This is a genomic window from Dysgonomonas sp. UBA7710, from assembly GCF_002482385.1.
Classification (GTDB): domain Bacteria; phylum Bacteroidota; class Bacteroidia; order Bacteroidales; family Dysgonomonadaceae; genus Dysgonomonas.
The window spans coordinates 70,840-96,466 of sequence record NZ_DLFW01000043.1 but is presented as its reverse complement, the minus strand read 5'-3'; the positions used below and the strand labels follow the sequence as shown (position 1 = coordinate 96,466).

Below are 25,627 nucleotides of genomic sequence, written 5' to 3'. Positions count from 1 at the left end.
CGTTCGGGCGGCGCGCTCAATCCCGAAATAGTGACTGCCGTGGATAAGGAGTTGGAAGAGGAGAAAAAAGTGAAAAGTGAAGAACGGAAAACGAAAAATGAAGAACGGAAAGTGAAAAATGAAGAACGGAAAACGAAAAGTGAAGAATGGAAAGTGAAAAATGAAGAACGGAAAGTGAAAAGTGAAGAATTAAAAGTGAAAAATGAAGAATGGAAAGTGAGAAATGAAGAATTAAAAGTGAAAAGTGAAGAATGGAAAGTGAAAAGTGAGCAGGTAGACAAACAGGATAAAGCGGAGGAACAGCCGCCTGTTGTGCAACCGCCTGCCGCTCCGGTAGAAAAGCCCAAACCGAATCCTTATCCGTTTCTGCCGCCGGGATATACATCGAGAACGGATTGAGTTGAAAGTTGAAAAGCTGTGAGTCGAAATATGGAAATAGTGCAAAAGTTGTCAGGTTTGTCAAGTTTTAACAGGCAGTAAGTTTCAAATAAATAAGTACTGAGTTACTTACGCTATAATTACAGCTAACGGCTAAAAAGCAATTACAATATATAGTAAATTAAACAGACAGCCAACGGAGATTATACCCATATACAGAAAGAATGCGAATTATAACAATATTTAAATCAATTAAATAGAGAACTTTTATTGTATGATAGATTTTATAAATTAAATTTGTTAAATTTGCATCGACAAATTATAGATTTTAATAATAACAACACATTTATATGCACAATTGGTTTGAATGTAAGGTTAGTTACGAAAAGATGCTGGAAAACGGCATGCAGAAGAAAGTTACAGAGCCTTATCTTGTTGATGCTATGTCTTTTACTGAGGCAGAGGCACGTATTATAGAAGAAATAAAACCTTATATAACAGGTGAATTTACCATCACGGATATAAAACGCGCTAAATTATCCGAGCTGTTCTTTAACGATAATGGCGATCGTTTTTTTAAAGCCAAAGTTATGTTTATCTCTCTGGATGAAAAGAGTGGCACCGAGAAGAAAACAGCCGTGAACATGCTGGCTCAGGCTTCGGATCTGAAAGAGGCATTGAAAGTTGTGGAAAAGGGGATGGAAGGTACTTTGGCCGATTATGCCATAGCTTCTCTGAGCGAAACCACGATAATGGATGTATTCCCTTATTCTGAAGATCAGAAGAAGAAAGTAGTTCTTGTCTAAAAAATACTGAATGGGCATTTCCGAAAATATACATAGAATAAAAGACCGCTTGCCGGTAAACGTAAAACTGGTGGCTGTATCTAAATTTCACCCGGTGGATGCTATCAGGGTGGCGTATAATGCCGGTCAGCATATTTTTGGAGAAAGCCGGATGCAGGAAATAAGCCAAAAGCATTCTTTGCTGCCTCAGGATATAGAATGGCATTTTATAGGACATTTACAGACGAATAAAGTAAAGTCGATTATACCTTATACACATACAATACACAGTGTTGATAGTTGGAAATTGCTTGCCGAAATAGAGAAGTCCGCAGCCCGTATCGGGAAAAGGATTTGTTGTTTGCTGGAGATCCATATAGCACAAGAAGATGCCAAATACGGATTTACTTTTGACGAGTGCCGTAGTTTCCTGTCAGCAAACCAGTGGAGAGATTGTAAATTTGCTTATCTTGGCGGAGTAATGGGTATGGCTTCCAACGTCGAAGAGGAATCACAGATCAGAAAAGAATTTAAAAGTCTGAAATTATTCTTCGATGAAATAAAAAATGACTATTTTGCAGAGGATGATTGCTTCTCTGAAATATCAATGGGTATGTCGGGAGACTATATGATAGCAGTCGAAGAAGGGTCTACAATGATACGGGTAGGCTCGTCTATTTTTGGAGAACGCGAATATTAACACAAAATATAAAGAAAATGAATATACAGCAACTGGAATATATTATAGCAGTGGATAATCACCGCCACTTTGCTAAAGCAGCAGAGTCTTCATTTGTTACCCAGCCTACGCTGAGCATGATGATTCAGAAGTTGGAAGATGAGTTGGGTGTAAAAATATTCGACCGTAGCCAGCTGCCGGTTCAGCCTACGGTAATAGGCACGCAAATCATTAATCAGGCAAGGGTAATCGTTTCGCAGGTGAAACAGATCAAGGAGATTATTCAGGAAGAGAAAGGCGTGGTACAGGGTGTATTCAAACTGGGTATTATTCCTACCATTGCTCCTTACCTGTTGCCAAAACTGATGCAGGTGCACGACCAGAATGGTTATGACATTGTGTTGGTAATAGAAGAAACCACTACCGCTCAGATAATTGAAAAGCTGCTCAATGGGGCTTTGGATGGTGCTATACTGGCTACTCCGCTTAAAAACGAAAAGATCACGGAACATCCGATTTATTATGAACGGTTCTATGCCTATGTTTCGCCTCGTGAAACATCGTTGTATGCCAAGAAAGAACTGGAGGAGGAAGATTTGAATATCAACCGCCTGTGGTTGCTTGAAGAAGTACATTGTTTCCGCGGTCAGATATTGCGTATATGTAATATGCGTAAGCGCAAGAGTTCTCATTCTTTGTTTTCATACGAAGCGGGAAGCATCAGTACTCTGATTAATATCGTGGATAATAACAGCGGGCTGACTATAATCCCTGAAATGGCCATAGAGGAACTGAATGAAAAGCAAAGACGTAATGTACGCCCGTTAAAAGGGGTATCGCCTGTTCGTGAGGTAAGCCTTGTTACCCGTAAGGAATTCTTACGCGAACGGGTGCTCGACATTATTGTTTCCGAGATAAAACAGTCTGTACCTCAGCCGTTATTGAACCTTGAACTGAAAAAGTTTGTGGTGGATATCTAAGATTTTCTGTAAAAGTATAATTGGATAACAAAAAATATTATCTTTGTATCCGATTCGGGGAATTAGCTCATCTGGCTAGAGCGCAACGCTGGCAGTGTTGAGGTGATCGGTTCGAGTCCGATATTCTCCACAGAAGATTAAATCCCTGCATACAATGTGGGGATTTTATTTTACTTTTCTCAATTTCGACAAAACTATAATTGCAAAAACAAATAATCATAAAAACTTGTTGTTCAAATCTCCAATTCTCATTAACTCAACTTCGTTTCATATGAATATTCATCTTAGCGTTACCCAAAACGAACACAGGTAATCTTTGATTGCTTGTAGCAAAAGAGAATTGAATGTTCTTATATATCTATGTCAACAATAAAACGATAACCACGACAAACCCTGAAAAGATTACCTAATTAAAATAAGAAATGAAAAAGCCGAAACCGATCAGCTGGCAGCTAGCAGCTTTTTATTACATTTGGCCTTTGTAAATAACAACTATGAAAAAAAGGAGTGTTTTAATCGATTTAAGATATCTGGAATATCTCAACAACGGTTTCGGGCAATTGGCTTTAAATTACGGAAACTATTTTAAGGACCATCCGGAAAGAATACAGGATTTGGATATAACGCTTCTTGTTCCAAAAGAATATATCGGCAAGTTCGGAAACAATATAAAATATCTTGAATATAAACGCAATTATAAGGTATACCCTTTCTTGTTACCGCATTACGATATATGGCACAGTATAACCCAGCAAGTAAAAACTATCTCGTTGCACAGCAATACGGTAAGGATAATCAGCGTACACGACTTGAACTTCCTGTACGAAAGGAGTGCGGCTAAGGCAAAAAGGAAACTGAAAAGGCAGCAGGCGATACTGGATATTGCCGATACTATCACAGCCATATCCCGTTTTACTATCAGCGAACTGCAACAGCATATTGATCTGAAAGGGAAAACAGTTCTATTGAACTATGTAGGGGAACGTAGTATTGCAGATGATGAAGGCCTTGAGTTGGAAAGTGTAGATTCGAGCCGGAAATTCTTCTTTACAATAGGACAGGTTTTAGAGAAGAAAAACTTTCATGTATTGTTAGATATGATGAAGCTCATGCCTGCGTATAATCTGTATATAAGTGGCGATAATACGTTCGGGTATGCAAAATATATTGAAACGCGTATAGCAGAAGAGAATATCGGTAACGTTTTTCTTACAGGTGTAATCAGTGCTGCAGAAAAGGTATGGATGTACCGAAATTGTGAAGCTTTTTTGTTTCCTTCGAAATTTGAAGGATTCGGTTATCCCGTTATTGAAGCTATGCTTTTTGGTAAACCCGTCTTTTCATCGTCGTGTACAAGCCTTCCTGAAATAGGAGATAAATATGCTTTTTTCTGGGATAATTTCGATGCCGTACAAATGAAAGATATAATTGAGAGAAACCTTAACGGATTCTATGAGAATACTTCGTTTATAGAGCAGCAGACTGAATATGCGAATTCTTATACATTGGAACGGCATATGGGTTCATTTCTTGATTTGTACAGGACTGTTCCGCTCAAGAAAAGCAGGAATCCGTTCAATGCGATTTATAATTATATCAAGTTTCTGAAAAGCTGAGTATAACTTCCGGTATAAAGAAAAAAGCCGCAGAATATATCTGTGGCTTTTCCTTTATCAGCAATTCTTACTTAGAAGTTCCATTTTAGTGGTTCGAAGTATGCCTGAGGATGTAAACATGCAGGGCAGGTCTTAGGAGCCATCTTGCTCTTGATAACGAATCCGCAATTACGACATTGCCAGTCGATAGCTTCTTCGCGGGTAAATACCCCGTTGCTTTCCACGCGTGCAAGAAGCGCCTTGTAACGGTCTTCGTGTATATTCTCTACCTTGCCTATCATACGGTACATTACGGCGATTTCTTTGAAGCCTTCCTTTTCTGCTATTTCAGCAAAAGCAGGATAGTCGATAGCCCACTCTTCGTGTTCTCCGGCTGCAGCTTCTATCAGGTTTTCGGCGGTTGTTCCTATTTTTCCGGCAGGATACATCGCGGTGATTTCTACCATACCGCCTTCCAGGAATTTAAACATGCGTTTTGCATGTTCCTTTTCCTGATCTGCTGTTTCAAGAAATATAGCCGCAATTTGTTCCAGTCCTTCTTTTTTCGCCTGGCTGGCAAACATTGTGTAACGCATTCTAGCTTGAGATTCTCCCGCGAATGATTTTAACAGGCACTTTTCGGTCTCTGTACCTTTGATACTTTTTTCCATAACTTTTTGATAGTTTAAATTGATAGTTTCTACAAAATTAATAATTATTATCAATCAAAAGAAATGAAACCAAATCATTTTGTAACTTTGCGCTCTTAAAAATGTGCAATCAATAACCTGTTTTGAATAAGTAAATTAGACGCATTCTAAACTAGTTTGGTCTATATTTTGATAAATGGTTATTTATTAGTATCTTGTATATTTGCGAGCCGATTACTAATGTAAGTTAATAGTGTTTTTTGTTTTGATATGAAAAAAGATCTTCTCAAAGATTTCACGCCCCAGTTATTTATTTCACTGAAGACGTACGATAAAGGAAAATTCATAAACGACCTCATGGCAGGTCTTATTGTTGGTATTGTTGCCCTACCTCTGGCTTTGGCATTTGGTATTGCGTCGGGTGTAACTCCTGAACAGGGTATAATCACGGCTATTATTGCCGGGTTTGTCATCTCCTTTCTGGGAGGGAGCCGCGTGCAGATAGGAGGGCCGACGGGCGCTTTTATCGTTATTGTCTATGGAGTGGTACAAACGCACGGGATAAAGGGATTACTCATAGCTACTATTATCGCGGGAGTCATTCTGGTTTTACTGGGTATTTTCAAATTGGGGAAAATCATCAAGTTTATCCCGTATCCTATCATAGTCGGTTTTACCAGTGGTATTGCCGTCACCATTTTGACAACGCAGATTGCCGATATCTTCGGACTCAACTTCGGCGGAGAGAAAGTTCCCGGAGATTTTATCGGTAAATGGATAATATACATTAAGCATTTCGATACTATCAACTGGTGGAATACGATCGTAAGTATAGGCAGTATAATTATTATCGTACTTACGCCACGCATTGTAAAGAAAGTACCGGGGTCGCTTGTTGCCATTATCCTGGTTACAGCCATCGTTTATTTTATGAAAACATATTTCGGTATCAGTGCTATAGATACTATTGGCGACCGCTTCAGAATAAATGCTGAGTTACCCGATGCCGCTATTCCTGATATTAATATGGCGGCGATAACCGATTTGCTTCCTGTGGCAATAACGATTGCCTTGCTCGGCGCTATTGAGTCGTTATTGTCGGCTACAGTGGCCGACGGTGTAATAGGAGGGGAGAAACATAATTCCAATACGGAGCTTATAGCGCAAGGGGTGGCAAATATCATTACTCCTCTGTTTGGAGGTATTCCGGCTACCGGAGCCATTGCCCGCACCATGACGAATATCAATAACGGGGGACGAACACCGGTGGCGGGTATAATCCATGCCGTTGTCTTATTGCTTATTTTGCTTCTGTTGATGCCTTTGGCTCAATATATACCGATGGCCTGCCTCGCCGGAGTACTGGTTATTGTGTCATATAATATGAGTGAATGGCGTACATTCAAAGCTCTCCTGAGAAATCAGAAATCGGATGTCGCAGTATTGCTTATCACATTTTTCCTGACGGTAATATTCGACCTGACCATTGCTATCGAAGTGGGTTTATTACTGGCTGTAGTACTCTTTATGAGGCGGATCAACGAGGTAACGCATGTTTCTGTTATAAAGAACGAACTGGATTTAACAGATGAAAGCGAATTTACTCAGGATGAAGAGATACTCACCTTGCCCGACGGCGTAGAGGTCTATGAGATCGACGGTCCTTTCTTCTTCGGCATTGCCAACAAGTTTGAGGAAAGCATGCGTGTAATTGGAGATAAATCGAAGATACGTATTATACGGATGCGCAAAGTTCCGTTTATCGATTCCACAGGACTGCATAATCTGGAAAGCCTCTGCCAGAAGTCAATGAAGGACGGCATACAGGTTATTTTGTCGGGTGTAAGGCCGAAAGTACACGCCATGATAGAAACTTCAGGCATACCAGCTATGATAGGTGAAGTGAATATATGCGATAATATTAATATTGCAATAGCCCGTGCAAATGTGATTCTCAGCGAGGCGGGGGAATAGGAATAGATAGATTCTATTATGCACAAGTTCATGGTAAATAATTTGTATCTCTATAATATTCTATCCGCTGGTGCGGACTTCCAAGTCCGTGTCTTGTTGACAGTGCGAAAATGTTTGCTATGCAACACACAGACGGGACGTCTGCGCGAGCGGGCGTAGCTACCTGGATTTATTACTTGTTAAAACCTGACAAAGTTGACAACTTTTAGCTTGTTTTTCATTGTTATTTTTTAATCCACCTTTTAACTTTCTATATTCTCTTTTCAGTTTCAATTACAAAACTTGACAAACCTGACACTTTTTTTATTCTGTCAGTTTTTCCTCATAACCACTTTCTGTTACACTGAGTATCACCGGGCAGGGAAATAGGAACACTGAGAAAAAAGTAACAAAGGTGACAGGTTTCTCACATTTTCATTTTTTAAATTATTAAACCTTGAATCTTTAAATTCCTGTATCAATCTATCAAAGAGCTATAAGCCAACAGCTAAAGGCTATCGGCTATATACATAGATAAAGTATTTCCAAAAAGATGAAATCAAAGAAAGAGGATATTTCCACCGGGAAATATCCTCTTTCATAAATAAGAATGTTATCAGATTGTTGTTACTCGATACCACCTCCAAGTGCTCTGTAAAGATTTACAGATGCCTGTAGTTGTTCAAGTTTATCGCTTACCTGTCCAAGTTGTGCCTGTAGCAAACTTTGCTCTGCCTGTAATACTTCTGTATAGTTAGCCTCACCGGCTTTCAGTAACTGTTGGGTATCACCTACAGCAAGGGAAAGAGCATCTACTTGTTTAGCACGGTCCTCATTCTTGCGGAGTGAAGTTTCGTATGTGAACATAATGTTCGATACTTCCTGACTTGCGGTCAATACTGTTTGTTCGAAAGTAAGTAGTGCTTCTTCCTGTTGAGCCTTTGCTATCTTATACTGTCCTCTCAGCTGATTCCCCGCAAATATAGGCTGGGTAAGTCCACCTACGATATTAGCCAGAATATTTGTCGGTTTGAAGAACTGTGAAAGTGTATTAGATGCAAATCCAACAGAAGAAGAACTGCCTAATGTCAAAGACGGATACAGAGATCGCTGAGCTACATTCTTCATCTCGAATGCATATCTGAATCCCATCTCGGCTTGCAATACATCCGGGCGTTTTGCCAACATCTGTGCAGGGATACCTACTTGTAGTTCGGCTGGAACGGACTGGTTGTCAATGGTTGTCCTTGAAATAGATCCCGGTTTGCGTCCTAATAACAGACTAAGGGAATTCTCGAGCTGATTGATTTGCATTTGCAGATCCGGCACACTAACCTGAGTACTATAGAGCAAAGCCTCACTTTGCTTTACACCGGCACGATTGAGGAGTCCGGCCTGCATCATGGCCTGCATTGTTGCAGTACTTTCCTTTAATAATTCAATAGTCTCCAATGTAATCTTCAACTGCTCGTCGAGCGCCAGCAGCGAGTAATAGGTGGTAGCTATATTGGCAACCAGGGATGTCTGAATAAGATTACGGTAAGCATGTGTGCTAACGAGGTTAGCATACTGGGCTTTTGTCTTGCTATTCAGTTTACCCCAGATATCAGCTTCCCATTGTACTACAAAACCCAAAGCCCATTGGTCGCCGCCATTATATCCGAGTACCCTTTCTTTACCATTGCTGATACTTTTTTGAGTATGTGTAACCTGAGCACCTAAAGCAACAGTAGGGAAATATGCCGATTTGGCAATATATAGTCCGGCTTCGGCCTGTTGGATACGGTTATATGCCAGGCGCAGGTCATAGTTGTTTGTAAGGCCTTCATCTATCAATGCCTGAAGAACCGGGTCGCTGAAATATTCCCTCCAGGGGATATTTGCTATAGTAGTCGTATCCGTTGGATTTTCATCTCTGAACATCCCTGAAGCATCTACTTCCGGAGATTTATATTTGTTGGAATTCAAAACTCCGCAGGATGTGAATCCCATTGAGAGTATTACTCCCAACAGAACCGCACCTTTTATTTGTTTACTTATCATAATGTTATTGTCCTTGTTTGTTTATGAATTCGTCGTTCGAATTTATCATTCCCGATTTACTTACTTTATCCTGTAGAGACTGGAATATGATATACAGCGACGGTATAACCAATATTCCGATCATAGTACCGATAAACATACCTCCGATAGCACTGATACCGATAGAGCGGTTACCGATGGCACCTGCACCGGATGCAATAAACAGAGGGAATAGTCCCGCTATGAATGCAAACGATGTCATCAGAATAGGACGAAGACGTGCAACAGCTCCGTTTACAGCAGCTTCTATAATACTCATTCCCTGCTGACGGCGTTGCAATGCATATTCCACAATCAGAATGGCATTCTTCGCCAAGAGTCCGATAAGCATGATCATCGATATCTGGACGTAAATGTTATTCACAATACCCTGCGACACACCGAATATCATCAGGAAGATAAATACTCCGGCCAATCCGACAGGAAGTGAGAATAATACTGCCAATGGTATAATATAACTTTCATAAAGGGCGCAAAGTAGCAAGTATACGAAAATGATACAGATACCAAATATGAGGACGGTCTGGCTACCGGCATTGGCTTCTTCACGGGTCATACCACCAAATTCGTATGTATAACCATCGGGGAAGATGCTTTTATCCTGAGACATTTCTTCTATCAGGTTCAATACATCCCCGGTACTTTTTCCGTCAAGCATATTAGGTATAATGGTCATATCTATAGATGTATACATATTGAAACGACTCAATGTAGGAGGGGCATCAATATCTTCTACATGAATAAACTCTGTGATAGGAGCCATATCCCCACTTCCGGTCTTGACAAATAAACCACTCAGGTCATCCAGTTTTCTTCTGTACTCAGGAGAAGCCTGCAATACAACCCTAAATTGCTTACCATATAAGTTGAATGTTGAGATATACGAACTACCGATATAAGCCTGCAATGTCCCCATTACTTCGCTGAGACTTAATCCTGCTGCCTTAATCTTAGGTAAGTCAGCTGATATTTCTTTCTGCGGGAAGGCAGGGTTGAAGTTTGTCATAGCCATGAGTATGACATCATTTCTGCTTTGTAGTTTTTGGAGGAAGTTTTGAGCTATTTCATTAAATTTGTTAATATCCCCCCCTGTACGGTCTTGCAACTGCATATCAACCCCTGCACTCAATCCAAATCCCTGGAGGGTAGGGGTAGCCACAAAGAAGAATGTCGCATCCTTGATATGGCTTGTCTTTTCTTTCAATATGGCAGACACTTCGTTGGTTGATAGTTTACGATCATTCCATGACTCCATTTTTACAATCAAGGTACCATAAGAACTGTTCATACCGGCGGTAAAGTTAACCCCCGAGATATTAGTCACACTCTTAACACCATCAATTTCCTGTGCCATATGAACAACCTGATTTACAATAGAGTCTGTTCTCTCCAAGGATGAACCCGGAGGTAAAGTCACGAAACCGATAACACCACCACTATCTTCATTCGGAACGAAGCCGGTAGGCAGCATTTTCATCAGGCCGAATAGTATAACAGACGAAACTACTATAATAGCTACCGTAATCCAGCGATGGCCTCTTCTTCCTAAGAACTGAAGGCTCTTTTTGTACTTCTGCGTTGCACTATTGAACGTAATATTGAAATAATAATAGAACTTTTGCAGGAAACCTTTTTTCTGATGCTCTTCGTCGTGTGCTTTCAGGAACAAGGCACAAAGAGCCGGACTCAGAGTCAAGGCATTTACAGCCGAAATAAGAATGGCAATAGCCAGAGTCAGACCGAACTGCTTGAAGAATATACCGCTCGTACCGCCGATAAAGCTGACCGGAATAAATACCGCCGACATAACCAGTGTGATAGATACAATAGCCGGTGCAATTTCCTTCATAGCAGTCATGGTCGCCTTTTTAGGATCTTTTTCTCCTGCGTCGAGCTGTGCATGGACAGCCTCGACGACGACTATGGCGTCATCGACCACAATACCAATAGCAAGTACCAATGCAAACAAAGTCAGCAAGTTGATAGAGAACCCAAACACCTGTAAGAAGAAAAATGTACCTACAATGGCCACCGGTACTGCTACCGCAGGAATGATTGTAGACCTGAAGTCCTGCAAGAATACGAATACTACGATAAATACAAGGACAAAGGCTTCCAGCAATGTATGGATAACTTTCTCAATAGATGCATCCAGAAACTCACTGGAGTCCATCATATAATTAAATTTAACACCTGTAGGCAATAATTTTTCCGCGTCATTCAGTACAGCTTTCACATTATTGATTACCTCCTGGGCATTTGATCCGGCTGTCTGGTTAATCATGATAAATACAGATTCATTTCTGTCGGTCTGAGAAATAACGCTATAGTTCAAAGAGCCTAATTTGATGTCCGCAATATCTTTCAGCCTTAGGATATGTCCGTCCTGAGAACGCAGGATAATATTACCGAACTGGTCTTCTGTACGAAGTTTTCCGGTATATCTCATTGTATACTGGAAGGACTGGTCGCTATTTTGTCCCAACTCGCCGGGGGCGGCTTCTATATTCTGATCTGCTAATGCTGCACTTACTTCCTGTACGGAAATTTTGTAGGCAGCCATCACATCCGGTTTAAGCCATACACGCATAGCATAGTCCCTTGCTCCAAAAACACTGGCATTACCAACACCATATACACGTTTTATCTGAGGGAGAATATTGATATTTGCATAGTTCTGAAGAAATTCTCCGTCATAGTCAGGATTGCTTGTACTGATTGTAAGCCCCAGCAATGTACTGTTCTGTTGTTTTGCAACAGTCACCCCCAATTGAGTCACCTCTTCCGGGAGCAGAGGATTTGCACGTGCCGCAAGATTTTGCACGTTTACAGCAGCAATATCAGGATTAACCCCTTGCTTGAAATAAACTCTGATCGTAGCAGATCCACTTGTCGCAGACGATGTCATATATGTCATCCCCTCTACACCATTGATTTGTTCTTCGAGTGGAACAACCACACTATTCATTACCACATCCGCATTTGCACCGGGATAGGTAGCTGACACCTGCACTGTCGGAGGAGCGATATCGGGATACTGCTCTACTGGCAAGGTTGCCAGGCCAATAATCCCCAGTACCACAATAATGACAGAAATAACCGTAGAGAGTACAGGTCTTTCTATAAATGTTTTTAACATTAGTTCTTTATTTTATTTATTAAATAAATTGTCTTATTTTTTCACAATGATTGTTGTACTATCAGACAGAGTGGCAACTCCACCTGTTACAATACGGTCACCGCTCGAAAGGCCGTTTGTTACAACATAGCTTTTCCCGTCAGGTGTCGCAGTAACATCGATTAGTATTTGTACAGCAACAGAATCGCTGACCACTTTATAAACCAAGCGCTTATTCTGTTTTGTAAATGTGGCTGCCTGAGGTATTACTATAGCCTCTTCTACATGCTGAGGAATAGACAGGTTTCCGCTGAATCCGCTTCTCAACACTCCGTGAGGATTTGGAAATTCGGCCCTGAAGTTTGCAGATCCGGTTGATACGCTTACCGATCCGGAAATTGTTTTTATCTTACCTTTCTCTTCATATACAGTACCATCAGCCATCTTCAGGGTAACAGCAGGCAGGTTATTTATTTTTTCAGCCTGAGTTTTGCCCGGCAGGTCTGCCAACAAAGTAACGAGGTCTTTCTCATTCAATGAGAAATACGCAAATACATTTCCTGTACTTGATACTGTAGTCAGAGCATTGCTATTATTAACCAAACTACCCTGACGATAATTGATTGTCCCTACAACGCCATCTACCGGACTGGAAACATTTGTCCAGTTCATCTGTGCCTGCGCACTCGCTAGCTGAGCCTCAGTCTGAGCCAAAGTTGCTTTTGATGTAAGCAATGTGTTCTGGTAAGTATCGAGTTGTACCTGGCTTACAATACCTTGTTCGGCCAAAGGTTTGAACCTGTCGACATTTAATTGGGCTGTGCTCACCTGCGCCTTGGCACTTTCAACGGCAGCCTGTGCTGTTCTCAAAGCTTGTTCGGCTGTAGGGGAATTGATTTTAAACAAAATCTGTCCCTTTTTCACTACTGCTCCTTCATCCACATAAACAGCATCTATAAAACCATCGATACGAGGCCTGATTTCAACATCTTCCTGTCCTTTTATAGTCACTGGATAAACAGTTTCCAGTTCTGTGTCCTGCATACTTAATACCTGTGTCGGATATTCCTGAGGAGTTTTATCTCCACCTCCGAAAGGATTGGAGCTCTTGTTCCCACAAGATACCATAACCAATAGAGCCATTGCTCCGATAACAATCTTTTTCACATTCATACCTATATTTATTTAATTGTTTGATTTACTTAATCTGTCCATCTCCTGTAAAAGGATGATTAATTGTGTCCTTAATACTTCTACATCGATATTTTTAAATAGAAGTTCTTGCCCGCTTTTTACTTTGGTAATGGCCTTTTCGAAAAGTTCCTTTCCTGCTTCAGTTAGTTCTACAATGCGGGCCCTTGTATCGGTTACGCTTTCCCGTCTGCTTATTAATCCCTTTTTCTCAAGATTTCTTAATATGGTGGAAGTAGTCATAGGATCTATCTCTGTTTCCTGCGATAAAACGATTTGTGTGGCCTCTTTTTGTTGCCTCGACATATGATATATAGCACCTAATAATTCCATTTGTGATGATGTTAGCCCAAATTCATCTAATACCTTGTGTTTACCTCTTTGCCAGAATTTGGAAACACGCCATATTAGATATCCCACCTCCTCATTTGGATTCCCTAATTTGCAGTTTACTTCCATTTAATCTATTTTTTTAAATTCGGCACAAATATAGTAAGTGTACTTATAATAAGTTTATAGGATAGTAAGTAAAAATTACTTTCTTAACATTTTTTATATAAAAACATGTTGTAAAACATGTTTTGGCGAAATAAACAGAAGAGATTTTATAAAGCAGAGAGGATATAAGTCTTTTTTACAATCCTTTGCCAAAATATTTCAGTTTAATTGTTAATGTGTTATTAGTGTGAATCCTTTAGATATTTCATAACAATCTCGATTCAATATTGTTGTTTACAGAGAGCATTTATTTAGTAATTCCGCTTTAGAGGGATAAAATCGTTTGTTTGACATTATTTTCGCAAATATATCAGGCAAAAAAGCCGGATGGTAATAATCCGGCTCTCTTAGTATTCTTTAGATTCCCAAATCTTTACAGACTTGTTCTATCTTTTTCTCTGTACTGGCATCTACGGCATCGTAGTCAGCTCTGGATTTCAATTTTGCTTTAACTTCTATATAGAACTTAATTTTCGGTTCTGTACCGGAAGGACGAATGGATATTTTTGTTCCGTCTTCGGTGAAGTACTGCAATACGTTTGAAGTCGTTGGCATTTCCAATGTATATTCTTCATTGATGGCCAAATCCTGAGCTTTCAGAGTTACAAAGTCTTTGATGAGCGTCACCTTAGAGCCTGCAATCTGTTTGATTGGATTCTCCCTGAAGTTTTTCATCATAGCTTCTATTTCCTCTGCACCGCTACGTCCTTCTTTAGTTACCGAAATACCCTTTTCTTTCGAGAATCCGTATTCTACATAGATATCCTGAAGCATTTCGTATAATGTTTTTCCATTGTCCTTTGCCCATGCTGCGATTTCTCCGAAGAGCATAGCAGCCGATACGGAATCCTTATCGCGAACAAAGTCTTCGGCAAGGAAGCCATAGCTTTCTTCTCCTCCTCCTATATATTGACGCTTACCTTCAAGCTCGCGCATAATGGCAGCAATCCATTTGAATCCTGTATAGCACTCGAACATTTCCACACCGTTTTTCTCCGATACTACCTGGGTTAAGGCACTGGTTACAATTGTGCGTACAGTATATTCTTTTCCGGTAAGTTGCCCGAGTTCTCTTTTCCGGGTAATTATATAATAAATAAGGATAAGCATTGTCTGGTTTCCGTTCAGCAGGATAAACTCTCCTTTATCGTTACGGATACCTGCACCGAAGCGGTCAGCATCGGGGTCTGTCGCAAATACGAGCTCGGCATTTGTTTCCATTGCTTTTTTTACGGCAAGAGCCATCGCTGCGGGATCTTCAGGATTTGGAGATACAACAGTAGGAAAATCACCACTCAGTACGTCTTGTTCCGGGACATTGATAATGTTAGTAAATCCGGATGCTTTCAGAGCCTGAGGGATTACGGTAAATCCTGTTCCGTGCAACGGGGTATATACGATACCTATTCCGCTGTGACGTTTGATAGCATCAGGTGAGAGTAAAATGGTTTTCAACTCTTTTATATATGCTTCATCCATATTTTTACCTAATATTTCTATCAGGTTCTTGTTGCCTTTAAACTTGATATTCTCGACATTGACACGGTTTACTTCAGCAATGATATTCTTATCATGCGGAGGTATAACCTGTGCACCGTCTTCCCAGTAAGCCTTATATCCGTTATATGCTTTCGGGTTGTGCGATGCTGTTATCATAATACCGCTCTGGCAACCCAGTTTGCGAATGGCGTATGATACCTCCGGTGTAGGACGCAGGTCTTCGAACAGATATGCTTTGATTCCGTTAGCTGATAGTATGTCAGCCGATATTTCGGCGTATTTCCGGCTATTGTTACGGCAATCGTGTCCGATAACTACTTTTATCTGTTTTAGCGAAGAAAATTCTTTCAGCAGATAGTTCGTCAGGCCTTGCGTAGCTGCTCCTATAGTATATATATTAACTCTGTTGGTACCGACTCCCATAATACCGCGAAGACCTCCTGTCCCAAATTCAAGGTCTTTATAGAAAGCCTCTATCAACTCTGTTTTATCTTCTTTGTCTAATAATGCTTGCACTTCTTTTCTCGTCTCGTCATCGTATTTGTCTGATAGCCATGTTTTGGCTTTGGCTGTCACTTGCATTAGCAAATCATTACTTTCCATGCGTGTTTGTTTTATTATTTATAGTTCTATGTAATAATTAATACTACAAAAAGCAAAAGTAGCATTTTTTTGCTGTTCGGGGATAAGAAAAAGTAAGAAAATATAAGTAATTTTTTTATACAAAGTTATATCTTGTGATTTCCAAAAGATTAATTATTTAAGCGGATCGGAAGTAGAAATTGATCGTTCTGTTACAAGTAGACGAGATACAAGATACGGGTAAACAAGTTATTCTTAATTCTTAATTCTTTGTTTTTTTATTTTTATTATCTTTGGGCCAAACTCGAATAGATATGCTGCTCAGGGGTTTACTTGTTTTCTTTACTATGCTTCTTGTGCAATCCGGTGTTGTGCAGGCACAAACACATACCTATAGTACTATTATTTCCGATGAGGAGATTTACGGCTTCCTGAATTGGATGACCAATAATGATAAAAAATCCGAGATTAAATTCCTCAAGAATAACACAAAAGTATCCGTGAAAATATTGCCTTGGGATGCAGCTAACTTCATTAGTAAATATATAGGTGAGTACGATATCAGTCATCTGGAACCAGACAATAAATACCTGTTCAAAAAATCTTCCGGTCTGGATACGCTATTTACTCAGGCGGACAAAGATTATTTTTATGAACAGTTTATATCCATCAAGGATTCCGTCTGGCATAAAGGTATGTCAGGCAAAAAAATGCTCCCGGCCAAGAAAAAAGATTATACGGATGTGAATTATTATTCCGTTCCTTTGTTCTCGCGTAATAAGGAATATGTTATTATTTACAAAGTTTATACCTGCGGGTACGAATGCGCATATGGAAAATATTATCTGTATAAGTATGATATAGACAAGTGGAGGTTTCTAATGTCTGTGAATCCGTGGACTAGTTAGTTCTAAAATCATTTTCGTCCGAAATCGGCAGGGATTTCGCCCCATTCGTCCGTCTTCCATTTTATTATTTGAGTAGTATATGTATTGTCTCTGAGCCACTTCTCAGCACGTTCTATCATGTAGAATAGAGATTCATTTTCGGGCAGTCTTTCCAATTTCGTTTTGCATTTTTTCTCTTTTACCCACTTTATAGCATTAGCGCTGTCCGAATAGATAGGAATTTTAAATTTTTTCTGCTTCAGCAATGCCAGACCATGTACCAGAGCAAGGAATTCTCCTATATTATTTGTTCCTTTCTCAAACGGTCCCTGATGAAATACCTGCTCTCCGGTCTGCACGTATACGCCCCTGTATTCCAATAAACCCGGATTCCCGCTGCAAGCGGCATCCACAGACAAGCTGTTTTTTATGATTTCGGGTATGTTATGAATGGAGACTTTCTTCTTTTCTGCATTTTTTCCTATATATAGCCATGGATTATCATTATATGCTTTCTCGGCTTCCTCTTTGGTAGGGAAAGATTTATAAATAGCTCCCTCGTACCCTTCGATCTGAGCTTTTGCCTCATTCCATGACGAATACACCCCGGGAGTTACGCCATTCCATATTACATAAAAATTCTTCTTTGCCACTAATTTTGTTATTCTGGATAAACAGCTATTGATTATAGATGCAAATTAACGAAGAAAGCCGGAAAATACGAAATAATAGGATGTTTAAAGAGTATCACAATTAATTTATTCGGATTCAGAACTAAACTTAATATCTCGTTAGAATGTTATTTCTAAGTATAGATACATATACTGTTATTAACAATCTAAATGAAACACTTATGGATACCGAAGAACTGTCAAAACGCTACATGGAAAAGTATAACGAACTCGCAACGAAATTTGAAGAGTTGGAAATAAGCAATCTTGTAGATAAGCTGAATAATGCAATCTCCCGGTCGGATATGGCTAAAACAAACGAGCTCTATGATAAAGTATTGGAATGGAATGCAAAAGTAGAACAGCTTTCCGGAGCCAAAATAGCATTGGATATACAGTTTAGCTATCTCCGTTTACCTTCGCCAGCTCTATTTGGCGTAACATTCGACGGTGAAGAAAAAATCTGGAAGTTTAACACCTGATAGTAAAATAAATGATCTCTATCAATCAAATTTTTCTCGGAATAGTTGCTTTTGTGATGTGATTTAAAAATATTTTTTAACATTAAAAATAGTGTGCAATCAAATTTAATATCGCAATTTTGCATTGTGAACGATTGTTCACATATTTAAAATAGTTGATTAATGAAGTATAGCAGAGAATACATATTAAGACGGGCCTTCGACGTTTTCATGAACAAAGGTTATGACAGTGCATCAATATCCGTTCTGCAAGAGGAGCTGGGGATGTCTCGTGGAGCTATGTACCGGTATTTTAAAAATAAAGAAGAACTATTCTTTGCTGTTATCGACGAGTATTTTTTCAAGATATTCGACAAAATGCTTAATGGTATAAAAGGGGACATCACGGTACCCGAATTAATTGAAGCTATGCACAGGCGGCAGAAAATTGTAACCAATGCATTTATGAGAGCAGGCGTTACACATACGGTTTTCCTGAATTACACAGCTTTAATAATACAAGCCGCGAAGCATTATCCAGATTTTGTCAACCGCTTCAGATTTATCTACAGCCGTCTGCTCGGTCACTGGCGGAATGCTCTGCATAAGAGTATAGCAGTCAAGGAGGTGAGAGCCGATATTGATGTTGAAATAATGTGTATATTATTCAATAATACAGGTGTAAAGGAAACTTCAGACCAGGCTTGTGACGAATCCCATTTTGTGACAAATGTGGTAAAAGATATGGAAAGAAGAAAGGAAGTGATGGATTATTTATATTGTTTAATCAAAGCTTAATTTTTTTTATCCGGCAGTGAACTATCGTTCATTAATACAACAAAGACAAGCGTTTATTTTTTTATAACCAAATGAACAATTGTTCATAATTCAAACAACAATTTTATGAAAAAAATAATAGTTATCCTCACTCAAAAAGGAGCACTCAGCAAAGGAGTTCAAGAAAATACGACTGTAAACCTGTTTGAATTAGAAGATGACAATGTAAAAGGCGTTGAAAGTCTGAAACTGGAAAGTACCGGGAATAATTACTTTTCGTTACTGATGGCCATCAAAAAAGTCAGTCTGGTATATGCAGATACAATCAACTCCGACCTAAAAAAGATTCTGAATAAGATAGGAATCAAAACAAAATGCAAAGAAGATATACCAAACGATAGATTTATAAATCAATTTATTTTCGACTGACCAGGTAATTATCTTCAAATAATAGTAACGAATATTCAGTAAACTAAAAGTGAGGGATCATTTAGCTGATTTTTTATTTATGCGAAAAGTCTATTTATTTATTTTATTAGCAACAGTTTCTGCCTATTTGTCAGCTCAGGATGATCTGCTGTATGCTAATGATAGCATCAGGGAACAATACAATGTAGCCATGCGGGACCCCAATATATTCAAACCCAGACATTTTGAAATATCGGAAAAAGAAGCTATAAGAATGGCCGACAGGATGCCTTCATTTGCAGTATATAAAGATACATACTTTGTAACAGGGATACCACTGAATGAAGAAATTACAAATACTTCGGCCGATGCCACATTTCAGATCAGTATCAGGCAGCGTCTGACTAAGAGTGTACTTCCGTTCAAAACATTCGCTTACCTGACATATACCCAGAGATCGTTTTGGGATATATATGCCGAATCCAGTCCTTTCAGGGATACGAACTATAACCCGGGTTTGGGCTTGGGTAAATATATATTTCACGATAAGAAGCTGGTGGGAGCAATGTTTGCTCAACTGAAGCATGAATCGAACGGACGCGATGGAGAAGATTCGCGTAGCTGGAATTATTTAAGCATTTCTATGAAATATTATTTCAACGCACGCTTCAATCTATCCGGCGAATTTTGGATACCTTATGTGGATGGGGGTAATAATAAAGATCTTATCGACTATAGGGGCTTGGGTTACCTGTCGATAAATTATATAAGCGATAAACACAAATGGTGGTTATCTGCAGATTTAAATCCCAAAAGAGGGTTTGGTAATATCAATACAACACTCACGGCAAGTTTCAGGATTTCGGAAAAAGCGAACCAGTATATTTTTGCCCGTTTCTTCCATGGATATGGTGAAAGTTTGCTGGATTATGATAAATATTCGATGAATATCCGGGTGGGAATATGTATTAAACCTGATTTTTACAGTCTTTTCTAGGTTTAGTGGCTATTGCATCTTTTGGAATATAACTATGGCTGATAGCCCTGATTTCGAGGCGCAGCATTAAAAACTTTTTTTACTAAACTAAACAGTAATGAAAACTTTTAAACTTCAGGCATGGCATTTCGGATTAATGTTTATCCTATTAAGCATAGTTACAAATATTATGGGTACCTGGGCTGTAAACAGTATTCCGAATAATGTGGAAGATAGCCGTTTTGTAGACCTGAATGATAAAACTTTTGATGAAGCTGTCAGTTCGGGCACCGGATTTGTCCTTTTTTATAAAGAAAACTCAGATTTGTGTGACAAAATGGAGTATAATCTCAACCAATTACCAGTGGATGATAAAGAAAAAATTAACTACTATAAAGTAAATATTGCCGAATTCAACGCTCTGGAAGCGGAATATCGTATATCAGGGGTTCCGAGTATACTGATATTTAAAGAGGGAAAAGAGAGAGAACGGATTTTGGTAGTTATTCCGGAGTCTAATTTAAAAATCATTTACAACAGAGCTACAAAATGAAACTATGTATCAATCCTAAATATAATGGACTTTCGGAATTTATATATTCTATCCCTGAGATTTTTTCTCGGGAAGGGGAGATGATATATAATGCACGCAATACAATTAAGTTGTTCCGGATAAACGGTTTTATGGTAAATGTAAAATCTTTTAAAAGACCCATACTTATCAATCGCTTTGTGTATAAATATATCAGAAAGTCTAAGGCCGAAAGATCTTTTAACAATGCGCTATACGTTCTGGATAAGGGAACCAATACGCCCGATCCTATCGCATATATCGATATATGTAAAAACAGGTTATTGTCCGAGTCGTACTATATCTCCATACATGAGGAAGTACAGGGTACGATGAAAGAAGTATATAAACAAACAGAGGAAGAGAGCAAAGGTTTAATTCAGGCCTTTACAATGTTCACAGCCGAAATACATAAAAAGGGAATATTCCATAAAGATTATTCACCGGGAAATATCCTCTATAAAACAACCAAAGATGGCTATCAGTTTTATCTGGTGGACCTCAACCGGATGTCGTTCAGAAACATCAGTTTACTGGATAGTTGCAGAAGCTTCAAACGCATCAAAGCCAATGATAATACGCTGAATTACATTGGTGAAGAATATTCAAAAATCCGTAAATATGATGAAAAAATATGCCAAAAACTAATACATCTGTACAATCGTCGTTTTTGGAAAAAATATCTGCTGCGTCATCCCGAATGTGAAAACCAATATTGAGAATTTAAACATATAGAATATGTATATTAATGCAACCGGATATTATATCCCACCTACAAGGGTTACTAATGATTACTTCACAGAAGTGAATGGTCTTACCAGTGACTGGATTTTGCAAAGAACCGGTATACGCTCACGCTCCAGGGCTACCGAGAAAGAAACAATGAACTATATGTGTGCAGAAGCAGTAAGTAATGCTTTGCCCAAATTGCCGTACAATATCAATGACGTGGACTTGATTATATTTGCTTCATATACGCCGTCAGATACAATTGCCACAGCTGGGCATTACATACAACGGGAATACAATATATCCGAAGCCAAAGTATTTCATATTTCCTCGGCCTGTTCTTCTGCAATCAACGCCATGGAAATTATATACTCGTTTTTCTCTTCCGAAATAGCAAGTAAGGCCTTGTTGATCTGTGCCGACCGTAATTCGACATATTCGGATGATACGGATTGCATGTCGGGTCATCTGTGGGGAGATGGCGCAGTCGCATATTTCTTCTCCGACACGGCACAAACCGAAAAAGACCCTCATATTATTGATATTACAACTCAGGGATTGGGACATGTAGGCTTAGGGCCGCAAGGCGTTTTCCTTACCCCTGATAATGGCGGGCTACAAATGCCACACGGAAAAGATGTATTTATGTTTGCATGTAACTATATATCACAAAATACGAAAGAAATAGTGGAGAATAGCGGATACTCTCTCGACAGGTTAACTTATTTCATAGGCCATCAGGCCAATATGAGAATATTGAAGAATGTGACCAGACAACTCGACTTGAGTGACGATGTAATATTATCCAATATAGAAGAATTAGGCAACACAGGCTCAGCCAGCGCTTTGTTGGTGTATGCTCAGAATACTGACAGGTTCCGGTCGGGAGACTTGGTCTGTATATCGGTATTCGGTGGGGGATATTCTGCTGGCGCCTGCTTATTAACAATGCCTTAAGATACAAAAACAATAAAAAGATTTGTTATGGTTAATCAAAGAACTTTAAAAAATAGTTTTTCACTGAGTGGAAAAGGGTTGCACACCGGATTAAGTATCAACATCACGTTCAATCCTGCACCTGAAAACCATGGTTATAAAATCAGGCGTACCGATGTTTTGGGACAACCGGTAATAGATGCCTTGGCCGAAAACGTTTCGGCTACACAACGAGGTACGGTATTGTCGGCCAACGGAGTGCAGGTCAGCACTGTAGAACATGCACTAGCTGCCCTCTACGCATGCGAGATAGATAACTGCCTGATAGATGTGGATGCTCCCGAATTTCCCATCCTGGATGGAAGTTCTATTGCCTATGTAAGCAAGATAAAGGAAGTAGGTATACAACAGCAAGATGCTGTAAGAGAATATATTACATTCAAAAGAAAAAGAATCAAGGTAATGGATAAAGCCACCGGTTCTTCGATGCTCTTATTACCTGACGATTCGTTCAGTATCCAGTCGCATATTGCATTCAACTCGGCACTATTGAGACGACAGGATGCAAGCCTGAATGATTTGTCCGAATTTACAAAAGACTTTGCTTCTGCCCGAACATTTGTCTTTGTCCGTGAAATAGAACCTTTACTCCAGAATAATCTGGTTAAAGGCGGAGATTTGGACAATGCTATCGTGATATATGACAAGCCTATCGAACAAGATAGTTTCGACCATCTGGCCGATGTAATGGGAGTAAAAAGAAAGGACGCCAATAAATTAGGATATATCATGAATAAGCCGTTACTTTATCCTAATGAGCCGGCCAGACATAAACTACTTGATATAATAGGTGATATAGCATTGGTCGGTCATTTTATAAAAGGACGGATTATCGCAAATTGCCCGGGGCACAAAATCAATAATCTGTTTGCCAGAGCTATACGCGAAGCTATGAAAGAATCTAAACCAACGAAAGTTGCTATGCTTGCAGAACCGGTACACACCGGACAATTTTACTGGAATCGCCCTTAAAGAATTTTGATTATGAATAAGGTATTGGCTTTCATCACGAATAATAGTACCATATTGCTCGGCATACTAGCCGGAATAATTATAGGTTTTGTCTATTGGTTCTATTTTGCTTGTTATTGGGGTACTTATCCATTATCGGCCGAATGCTGGGTTAATTGCAGCTATGGCGCTTTATTAGGAGGATTTACTTCAAGTCTGATCGATAATAAAGAAATATGATTTATTTTATAAATTTAAACTGGTAAATTATGCTGAAAAATGACATTGGAATTAATGCAGGTATAATATGGAATTTACTGGCAGAAAAGGGTAAGTTAACCATAAGGGAAATCGGAGAATTATCCGATTTTAAAGATACTCTCATAAATATGGCACTAGGCTGGTTATCAAGAGAAAATAAGATCCGATTCTTTGATGAAAATGGTCATTTATATATTGAATTGAATCATTCTGTATCTGAAACATATTATTGATTAAATTTATTCATTATAGAAAAAGCGTTATTTATTTAAATAACGCTTTTCTTTTTTGCCATCATAGTTGAGATGCGGGAATACTAAAAAGTTCATTGGGGTGAATTTCTTTGCATTTTTACTTAAATTCCAAAAACAAATAAATAAGTTAACATGTTTATTTTAGGAAGACATACGGATATATAAATTCTATCACATCTGTGTACCATGTACCTTACCATTTTATTTTACAGGCTGCTTTTAATATAGAATAAAATAAAAGGAAAGGAAAATGAAGAAGAATATTATAATTTACTTATTGTCATTTATCGGACTATATGCATGTACCGACAATGGTGATATGGAAATGGCTCACTTCACAATCTCGGCAAGAGATATAGTAACAAATGAATTTATTGGAGGAGGAATATATAAGGTGCTCGATTACAATAATGAAGTTGTTGCCACATATACTCTCGATAAAGGTAAAACTGAGGTGACAGATCTGCCCGCAAAAAATTATACAGTAGTAGAAGTTACACCTCCCGGTGGTTATATAGGGGAAGAAAAAGAAAAGAAATATCTATACTTCAATAAAAATTCTGAAGATTTTGTTTTTCAGTATATCAACAAAAATACCAGAGCTTTACCCGAATCGATGAAGGTCAATTTTTACACTACGGAGGGTAGTCAGCTTCTTGGCGAATATAATGCTGTGCGTGTGGGTGAATATTATTGGGTAGATCAGAATTTTTACCATACGGTGAAATGGGGTAATGATTTTGAAAATATCTATCCGATTACTCAAAATGTTCTGGACAGATATGTAGAACGTATCAGGATAGCACCATCTCAATTCCAGTTACAAAACATCAATGATTTTGAAAAGAGTTATGGAAGATACTACAGCTATCCAAGCATATTATATATGAATAAGTATGGTGTAATGCGCGATCAGAACAATCAAAATATCAAAGGATGGAAGATACCTGCACCGGAAGATTACAGGCAACTATTTGCTATGTGTCCGTTCAATACTACATACGACAGTCCTCATACCCGGCTAAACGAACGGGATGTACGATTTACATTAGGAGCAAGGCCGGGAGACAATCCTTTAGCCTACGATATTGCAGATCCAGGAGGCGGATCATATAAGACATACTGGTTTGACCAAAAGAATACCACAAACAAGTATAAATTCAACCTGATGCCGGGAGGAGCCAGATTAAACGGTGATGGCCCGTGGTGTAACGGATTAGGTCCTACAAACGGTTGCTATACAGATGGCAAGAAAGGGGATATTTATCACTTGTTTTACTCTGCATATATGGCTGTACAGCTTTGGAACGATGAATTATCCGTGGGTGTGGTCATGTTACATGACTATGTGGATACCAAGGATGTCCTAAGCTATCATATGATGAATGTACGCTGGTGCAGAAGACTCAGTGATATTGAACTTGGTTACAAATTATATATAAACACAAATCAGACGGATATAAGGAAACTGGATTTGGATACACCTCCCCCAAGCGGGTATGAGGAGTTGCCTCACGGATATGTGAGGGGATTCTATGTGCAGTATATACTAAATAATCCAAATCCTACGATAACAGTAAGTAAAATAGTGGATTATGCAAGGAATGTTGAGGACAACTATGCATTTGAAAACAGAGCGAATTTAAGCGTCATCTTGTAAATAGAATTAAACACAGTTCTGATGACAGAGGCGG

Annotated in this window: 23 protein-coding genes, 1 tRNA gene and 2 pseudogenes; 19 read left to right on the top strand and 7 right to left on the bottom strand. The window is 39.0% G+C overall.

The annotated features are described in order from the left end of the window. From B3317_RS13985 to B3317_RS13960, 6 genes and pseudogenes are all read left to right on the top strand, one after another. A pseudogene (locus tag B3317_RS13985) lies at positions 1–399 on the top strand (hypothetical protein); the annotation flags it as partial. Positions 400–728: 329 nt separating this feature from the next. Beyond that, the gene (locus B3317_RS13980; RefSeq protein WP_291112655.1) at positions 729–1,184 is read left to right on the top strand and encodes a DUF4494 domain-containing protein; all 456 of its coding nucleotides are present in this window, start codon (positions 729–731) and stop codon (positions 1,182–1,184) included. A gap of 10 nt (positions 1,185–1,194) precedes the next feature. Further along, positions 1,195–1,863, top strand: coding sequence for a YggS family pyridoxal phosphate-dependent enzyme (locus tag B3317_RS13975; protein ID WP_291112653.1), 669 nt, complete (start codon positions 1,195–1,197; stop codon positions 1,861–1,863). Between the two features lie 17 nt (positions 1,864–1,880). Further along, positions 1,881–2,822, top strand: a complete 942-nt coding sequence (locus B3317_RS13970) for a hydrogen peroxide-inducible genes activator (RefSeq protein ID WP_006799466.1) — start codon at positions 1,881–1,883, stop codon at positions 2,820–2,822. A 56-nt stretch (positions 2,823–2,878) separates the two neighbouring features. Next, positions 2,879–2,952, top strand: a tRNA-Ala gene (locus B3317_RS13965). A 364-nt stretch (positions 2,953–3,316) separates the two neighbouring features. Then, a complete protein-coding gene (locus B3317_RS13960) occupies positions 3,317–4,438 on the top strand; it encodes a glycosyltransferase (protein WP_291112650.1) in 1,122 nt (373 codons plus the stop codon). 71 nt (positions 4,439–4,509) lie between these two features. Here the strand turns inward: B3317_RS13960 and rbr are convergent, their stop codons facing one another. Then, positions 4,510–5,088 (bottom strand): rubrerythrin, encoded by a 579-nt coding sequence (gene rbr, locus B3317_RS13955; protein WP_291112648.1) that lies wholly within the window; start codon positions 5,086–5,088, stop codon positions 4,510–4,512. 249 nt (positions 5,089–5,337) lie between these two features. Between rbr and B3317_RS13950 the strand changes: the two genes are divergently transcribed. After that, the gene (locus B3317_RS13950; RefSeq protein ID WP_291112647.1) at positions 5,338–7,041 is read left to right on the top strand and encodes a SulP family inorganic anion transporter; all 1,704 of its coding nucleotides are present in this window, start codon (positions 5,338–5,340) and stop codon (positions 7,039–7,041) included. Between the two features lie 606 nt (positions 7,042–7,647). Here B3317_RS13950 and B3317_RS13945 read toward each other — a convergent pair. From B3317_RS13945 to B3317_RS13925, 5 genes are all read right to left on the bottom strand, one after another. Then, positions 7,648–9,063: an efflux transporter outer membrane subunit gene (locus tag B3317_RS13945; protein ID WP_291112645.1), complete on the bottom strand. Its 1,416-nt coding sequence runs from the start codon at positions 9,061–9,063 to the stop codon at positions 7,648–7,650. 4 nt (positions 9,064–9,067) lie between these two features. Beyond that, positions 9,068–12,241: an efflux RND transporter permease subunit gene (locus tag B3317_RS13940; RefSeq protein WP_291112643.1), complete on the bottom strand. Its 3,174-nt coding sequence runs from the start codon at positions 12,239–12,241 to the stop codon at positions 9,068–9,070. 33 nt (positions 12,242–12,274) lie between these two features. Next, entirely contained in the window at positions 12,275–13,393 is a 1,119-nt protein-coding gene (locus B3317_RS13935; RefSeq protein ID WP_291112641.1) for an efflux RND transporter periplasmic adaptor subunit, read from the bottom strand. A 12-nt stretch (positions 13,394–13,405) separates the two neighbouring features. Further along, positions 13,406–13,870 carry a MarR family winged helix-turn-helix transcriptional regulator gene (locus tag B3317_RS13930; RefSeq protein WP_291112639.1) on the bottom strand — a complete coding sequence of 155 codons (465 nt, stop codon included), beginning with the start codon at positions 13,868–13,870 and terminating at the stop codon, positions 13,406–13,408. 396 nt (positions 13,871–14,266) lie between these two features. Next, a complete protein-coding gene (locus B3317_RS13925) occupies positions 14,267–16,012 on the bottom strand; it encodes a phospho-sugar mutase (protein ID WP_291112637.1) in 1,746 nt (581 codons plus the stop codon). 326 nt (positions 16,013–16,338) lie between these two features. Here B3317_RS13925 and B3317_RS13920 point away from each other — a divergent pair, with 326 nt between their 5' ends. Next, positions 16,339–16,899 (top strand): hypothetical protein, encoded by a 561-nt coding sequence (locus B3317_RS13920; protein WP_291112635.1) that lies wholly within the window; start codon positions 16,339–16,341, stop codon positions 16,897–16,899. A gap of 8 nt (positions 16,900–16,907) precedes the next feature. On the opposite strand, the gene B3317_RS13915 is transcribed toward B3317_RS13920, so the two are convergent. Then, positions 16,908–17,531: a ribonuclease H family protein gene (locus tag B3317_RS13915; protein ID WP_291112633.1), complete on the bottom strand. Its 624-nt coding sequence runs from the start codon at positions 17,529–17,531 to the stop codon at positions 16,908–16,910. Positions 17,532–17,731: 200 nt separating this feature from the next. On the opposite strand from B3317_RS13915, the gene B3317_RS13910 reads away from it, so the two are divergent. From B3317_RS13910 to B3317_RS13860, 11 genes and pseudogenes are all read left to right on the top strand, one after another. Beyond that, entirely contained in the window at positions 17,732–18,031 is a 300-nt protein-coding gene (locus B3317_RS13910; protein WP_291112631.1) for a hypothetical protein, read from the top strand. A gap of 162 nt (positions 18,032–18,193) precedes the next feature. Beyond that, a complete protein-coding gene (locus tag B3317_RS13905) occupies positions 18,194–18,808 on the top strand; it encodes a TetR/AcrR family transcriptional regulator (protein ID WP_291112629.1) in 615 nt (204 codons plus the stop codon). Positions 18,809–18,913: 105 nt separating this feature from the next. Next, positions 18,914–19,216, top strand: coding sequence for a hypothetical protein (locus B3317_RS13900; protein ID WP_291112627.1), 303 nt, complete (start codon positions 18,914–18,916; stop codon positions 19,214–19,216). 79 nt (positions 19,217–19,295) lie between these two features. Continuing rightward, positions 19,296–20,192 (top strand): phospholipase A, encoded by an 897-nt coding sequence (locus B3317_RS13895; protein WP_291112625.1) that lies wholly within the window; start codon positions 19,296–19,298, stop codon positions 20,190–20,192. Positions 20,193–20,289: 97 nt separating this feature from the next. Further along, positions 20,290–20,724: a thioredoxin family protein gene (locus B3317_RS13890; RefSeq protein ID WP_291112622.1), complete on the top strand. Its 435-nt coding sequence runs from the start codon at positions 20,290–20,292 to the stop codon at positions 20,722–20,724. Continuing rightward, positions 20,721–21,461 carry a lipopolysaccharide kinase InaA family protein gene (locus B3317_RS13885; protein ID WP_291112620.1) on the top strand — a complete coding sequence of 247 codons (741 nt, stop codon included), beginning with the start codon at positions 20,721–20,723 and terminating at the stop codon, positions 21,459–21,461. The genes B3317_RS13890 and B3317_RS13885 overlap by 4 nt, the downstream gene beginning before the upstream one ends. Positions 21,462–21,480: 19 nt before the next feature. Then, positions 21,481–22,428: a 3-oxoacyl-ACP synthase III family protein gene (locus tag B3317_RS13880; RefSeq protein ID WP_291112618.1), complete on the top strand. Its 948-nt coding sequence runs from the start codon at positions 21,481–21,483 to the stop codon at positions 22,426–22,428. Positions 22,429–22,455: 27 nt separating this feature from the next. Next, positions 22,456–23,373: pseudogene (locus B3317_RS13875) on the top strand (UDP-3-O-acyl-N-acetylglucosamine deacetylase); the annotation flags it as partial. 78 nt (positions 23,374–23,451) lie between these two features. Further along, complete coding sequence (locus B3317_RS13870; protein ID WP_291112614.1) at positions 23,452–23,658, top strand: hypothetical protein; 207 nt, start codon at positions 23,452–23,454, stop codon at positions 23,656–23,658. A gap of 29 nt (positions 23,659–23,687) precedes the next feature. Beyond that, positions 23,688–23,912, top strand: a complete 225-nt coding sequence (locus B3317_RS13865; protein WP_291112612.1) for a winged helix-turn-helix domain-containing protein — start codon at positions 23,688–23,690, stop codon at positions 23,910–23,912. A 271-nt stretch (positions 23,913–24,183) separates the two neighbouring features. Then, positions 24,184–25,593 (top strand): MSCRAMM family protein, encoded by a 1,410-nt coding sequence (locus B3317_RS13860; RefSeq protein WP_291112610.1) that lies wholly within the window; start codon positions 24,184–24,186, stop codon positions 25,591–25,593. Positions 25,594–25,627: the final 34 nt, after the last annotated feature.

Coding starts and splice junctions, on each gene's coding strand:
- B3317_RS13905 (WP_291112629.1), top strand. CDS start 18,194: ATGAAGTATAGCAGAGAATACATATTAAGACGGGCCTTCGACGTTTTC.
- B3317_RS13920 (WP_291112635.1), top strand. CDS start 16,339: ATGCTTCTTGTGCAATCCGGTGTTGTGCAGGCACAAACACATACCTAT.
- B3317_RS13890 (WP_291112622.1), top strand. CDS start 20,290: ATGAAAACTTTTAAACTTCAGGCATGGCATTTCGGATTAATGTTTATC.
- B3317_RS13880 (WP_291112618.1), top strand. CDS start 21,481: ATGTATATTAATGCAACCGGATATTATATCCCACCTACAAGGGTTACT.
- B3317_RS13935 (WP_291112641.1), bottom strand. CDS start 13,393: ATGAATGTGAAAAAGATTGTTATCGGAGCAATGGCTCTATTGGTTATG.
- B3317_RS13925 (WP_291112637.1), bottom strand. CDS start 16,012: ATGGAAAGTAATGATTTGCTAATGCAAGTGACAGCCAAAGCCAAAACA.
- B3317_RS13860 (WP_291112610.1), top strand. CDS start 24,184: ATGAAGAAGAATATTATAATTTACTTATTGTCATTTATCGGACTATAT.
- B3317_RS13885 (WP_291112620.1), top strand. CDS start 20,721: ATGAAACTATGTATCAATCCTAAATATAATGGACTTTCGGAATTTATA.
- B3317_RS13930 (WP_291112639.1), bottom strand. CDS start 13,870: ATGGAAGTAAACTGCAAATTAGGGAATCCAAATGAGGAGGTGGGATAT.
- B3317_RS13980 (WP_291112655.1), top strand. CDS start 729: ATGCACAATTGGTTTGAATGTAAGGTTAGTTACGAAAAGATGCTGGAA.
- B3317_RS13970 (WP_006799466.1), top strand. CDS start 1,881: ATGAATATACAGCAACTGGAATATATTATAGCAGTGGATAATCACCGC.
- B3317_RS13940 (WP_291112643.1), bottom strand. CDS start 12,241: ATGTTAAAAACATTTATAGAAAGACCTGTACTCTCTACGGTTATTTCT.
- B3317_RS13870 (WP_291112614.1), top strand. CDS start 23,452: ATGAATAAGGTATTGGCTTTCATCACGAATAATAGTACCATATTGCTC.
- B3317_RS13910 (WP_291112631.1), top strand. CDS start 17,732: ATGGATACCGAAGAACTGTCAAAACGCTACATGGAAAAGTATAACGAA.
- B3317_RS13900 (WP_291112627.1), top strand. CDS start 18,914: ATGAAAAAAATAATAGTTATCCTCACTCAAAAAGGAGCACTCAGCAAA.
- B3317_RS13975 (WP_291112653.1), top strand. CDS start 1,195: ATGGGCATTTCCGAAAATATACATAGAATAAAAGACCGCTTGCCGGTA.
- B3317_RS13865 (WP_291112612.1), top strand. CDS start 23,688: ATGCTGAAAAATGACATTGGAATTAATGCAGGTATAATATGGAATTTA.
- rbr (WP_291112648.1), bottom strand. CDS start 5,088: ATGGAAAAAAGTATCAAAGGTACAGAGACCGAAAAGTGCCTGTTAAAA.
- B3317_RS13960 (WP_291112650.1), top strand. CDS start 3,317: ATGAAAAAAAGGAGTGTTTTAATCGATTTAAGATATCTGGAATATCTC.
- B3317_RS13950 (WP_291112647.1), top strand. CDS start 5,338: ATGAAAAAAGATCTTCTCAAAGATTTCACGCCCCAGTTATTTATTTCA.
- B3317_RS13895 (WP_291112625.1), top strand. CDS start 19,296: ATGCGAAAAGTCTATTTATTTATTTTATTAGCAACAGTTTCTGCCTAT.
- B3317_RS13945 (WP_291112645.1), bottom strand. CDS start 9,063: ATGATAAGTAAACAAATAAAAGGTGCGGTTCTGTTGGGAGTAATACTC.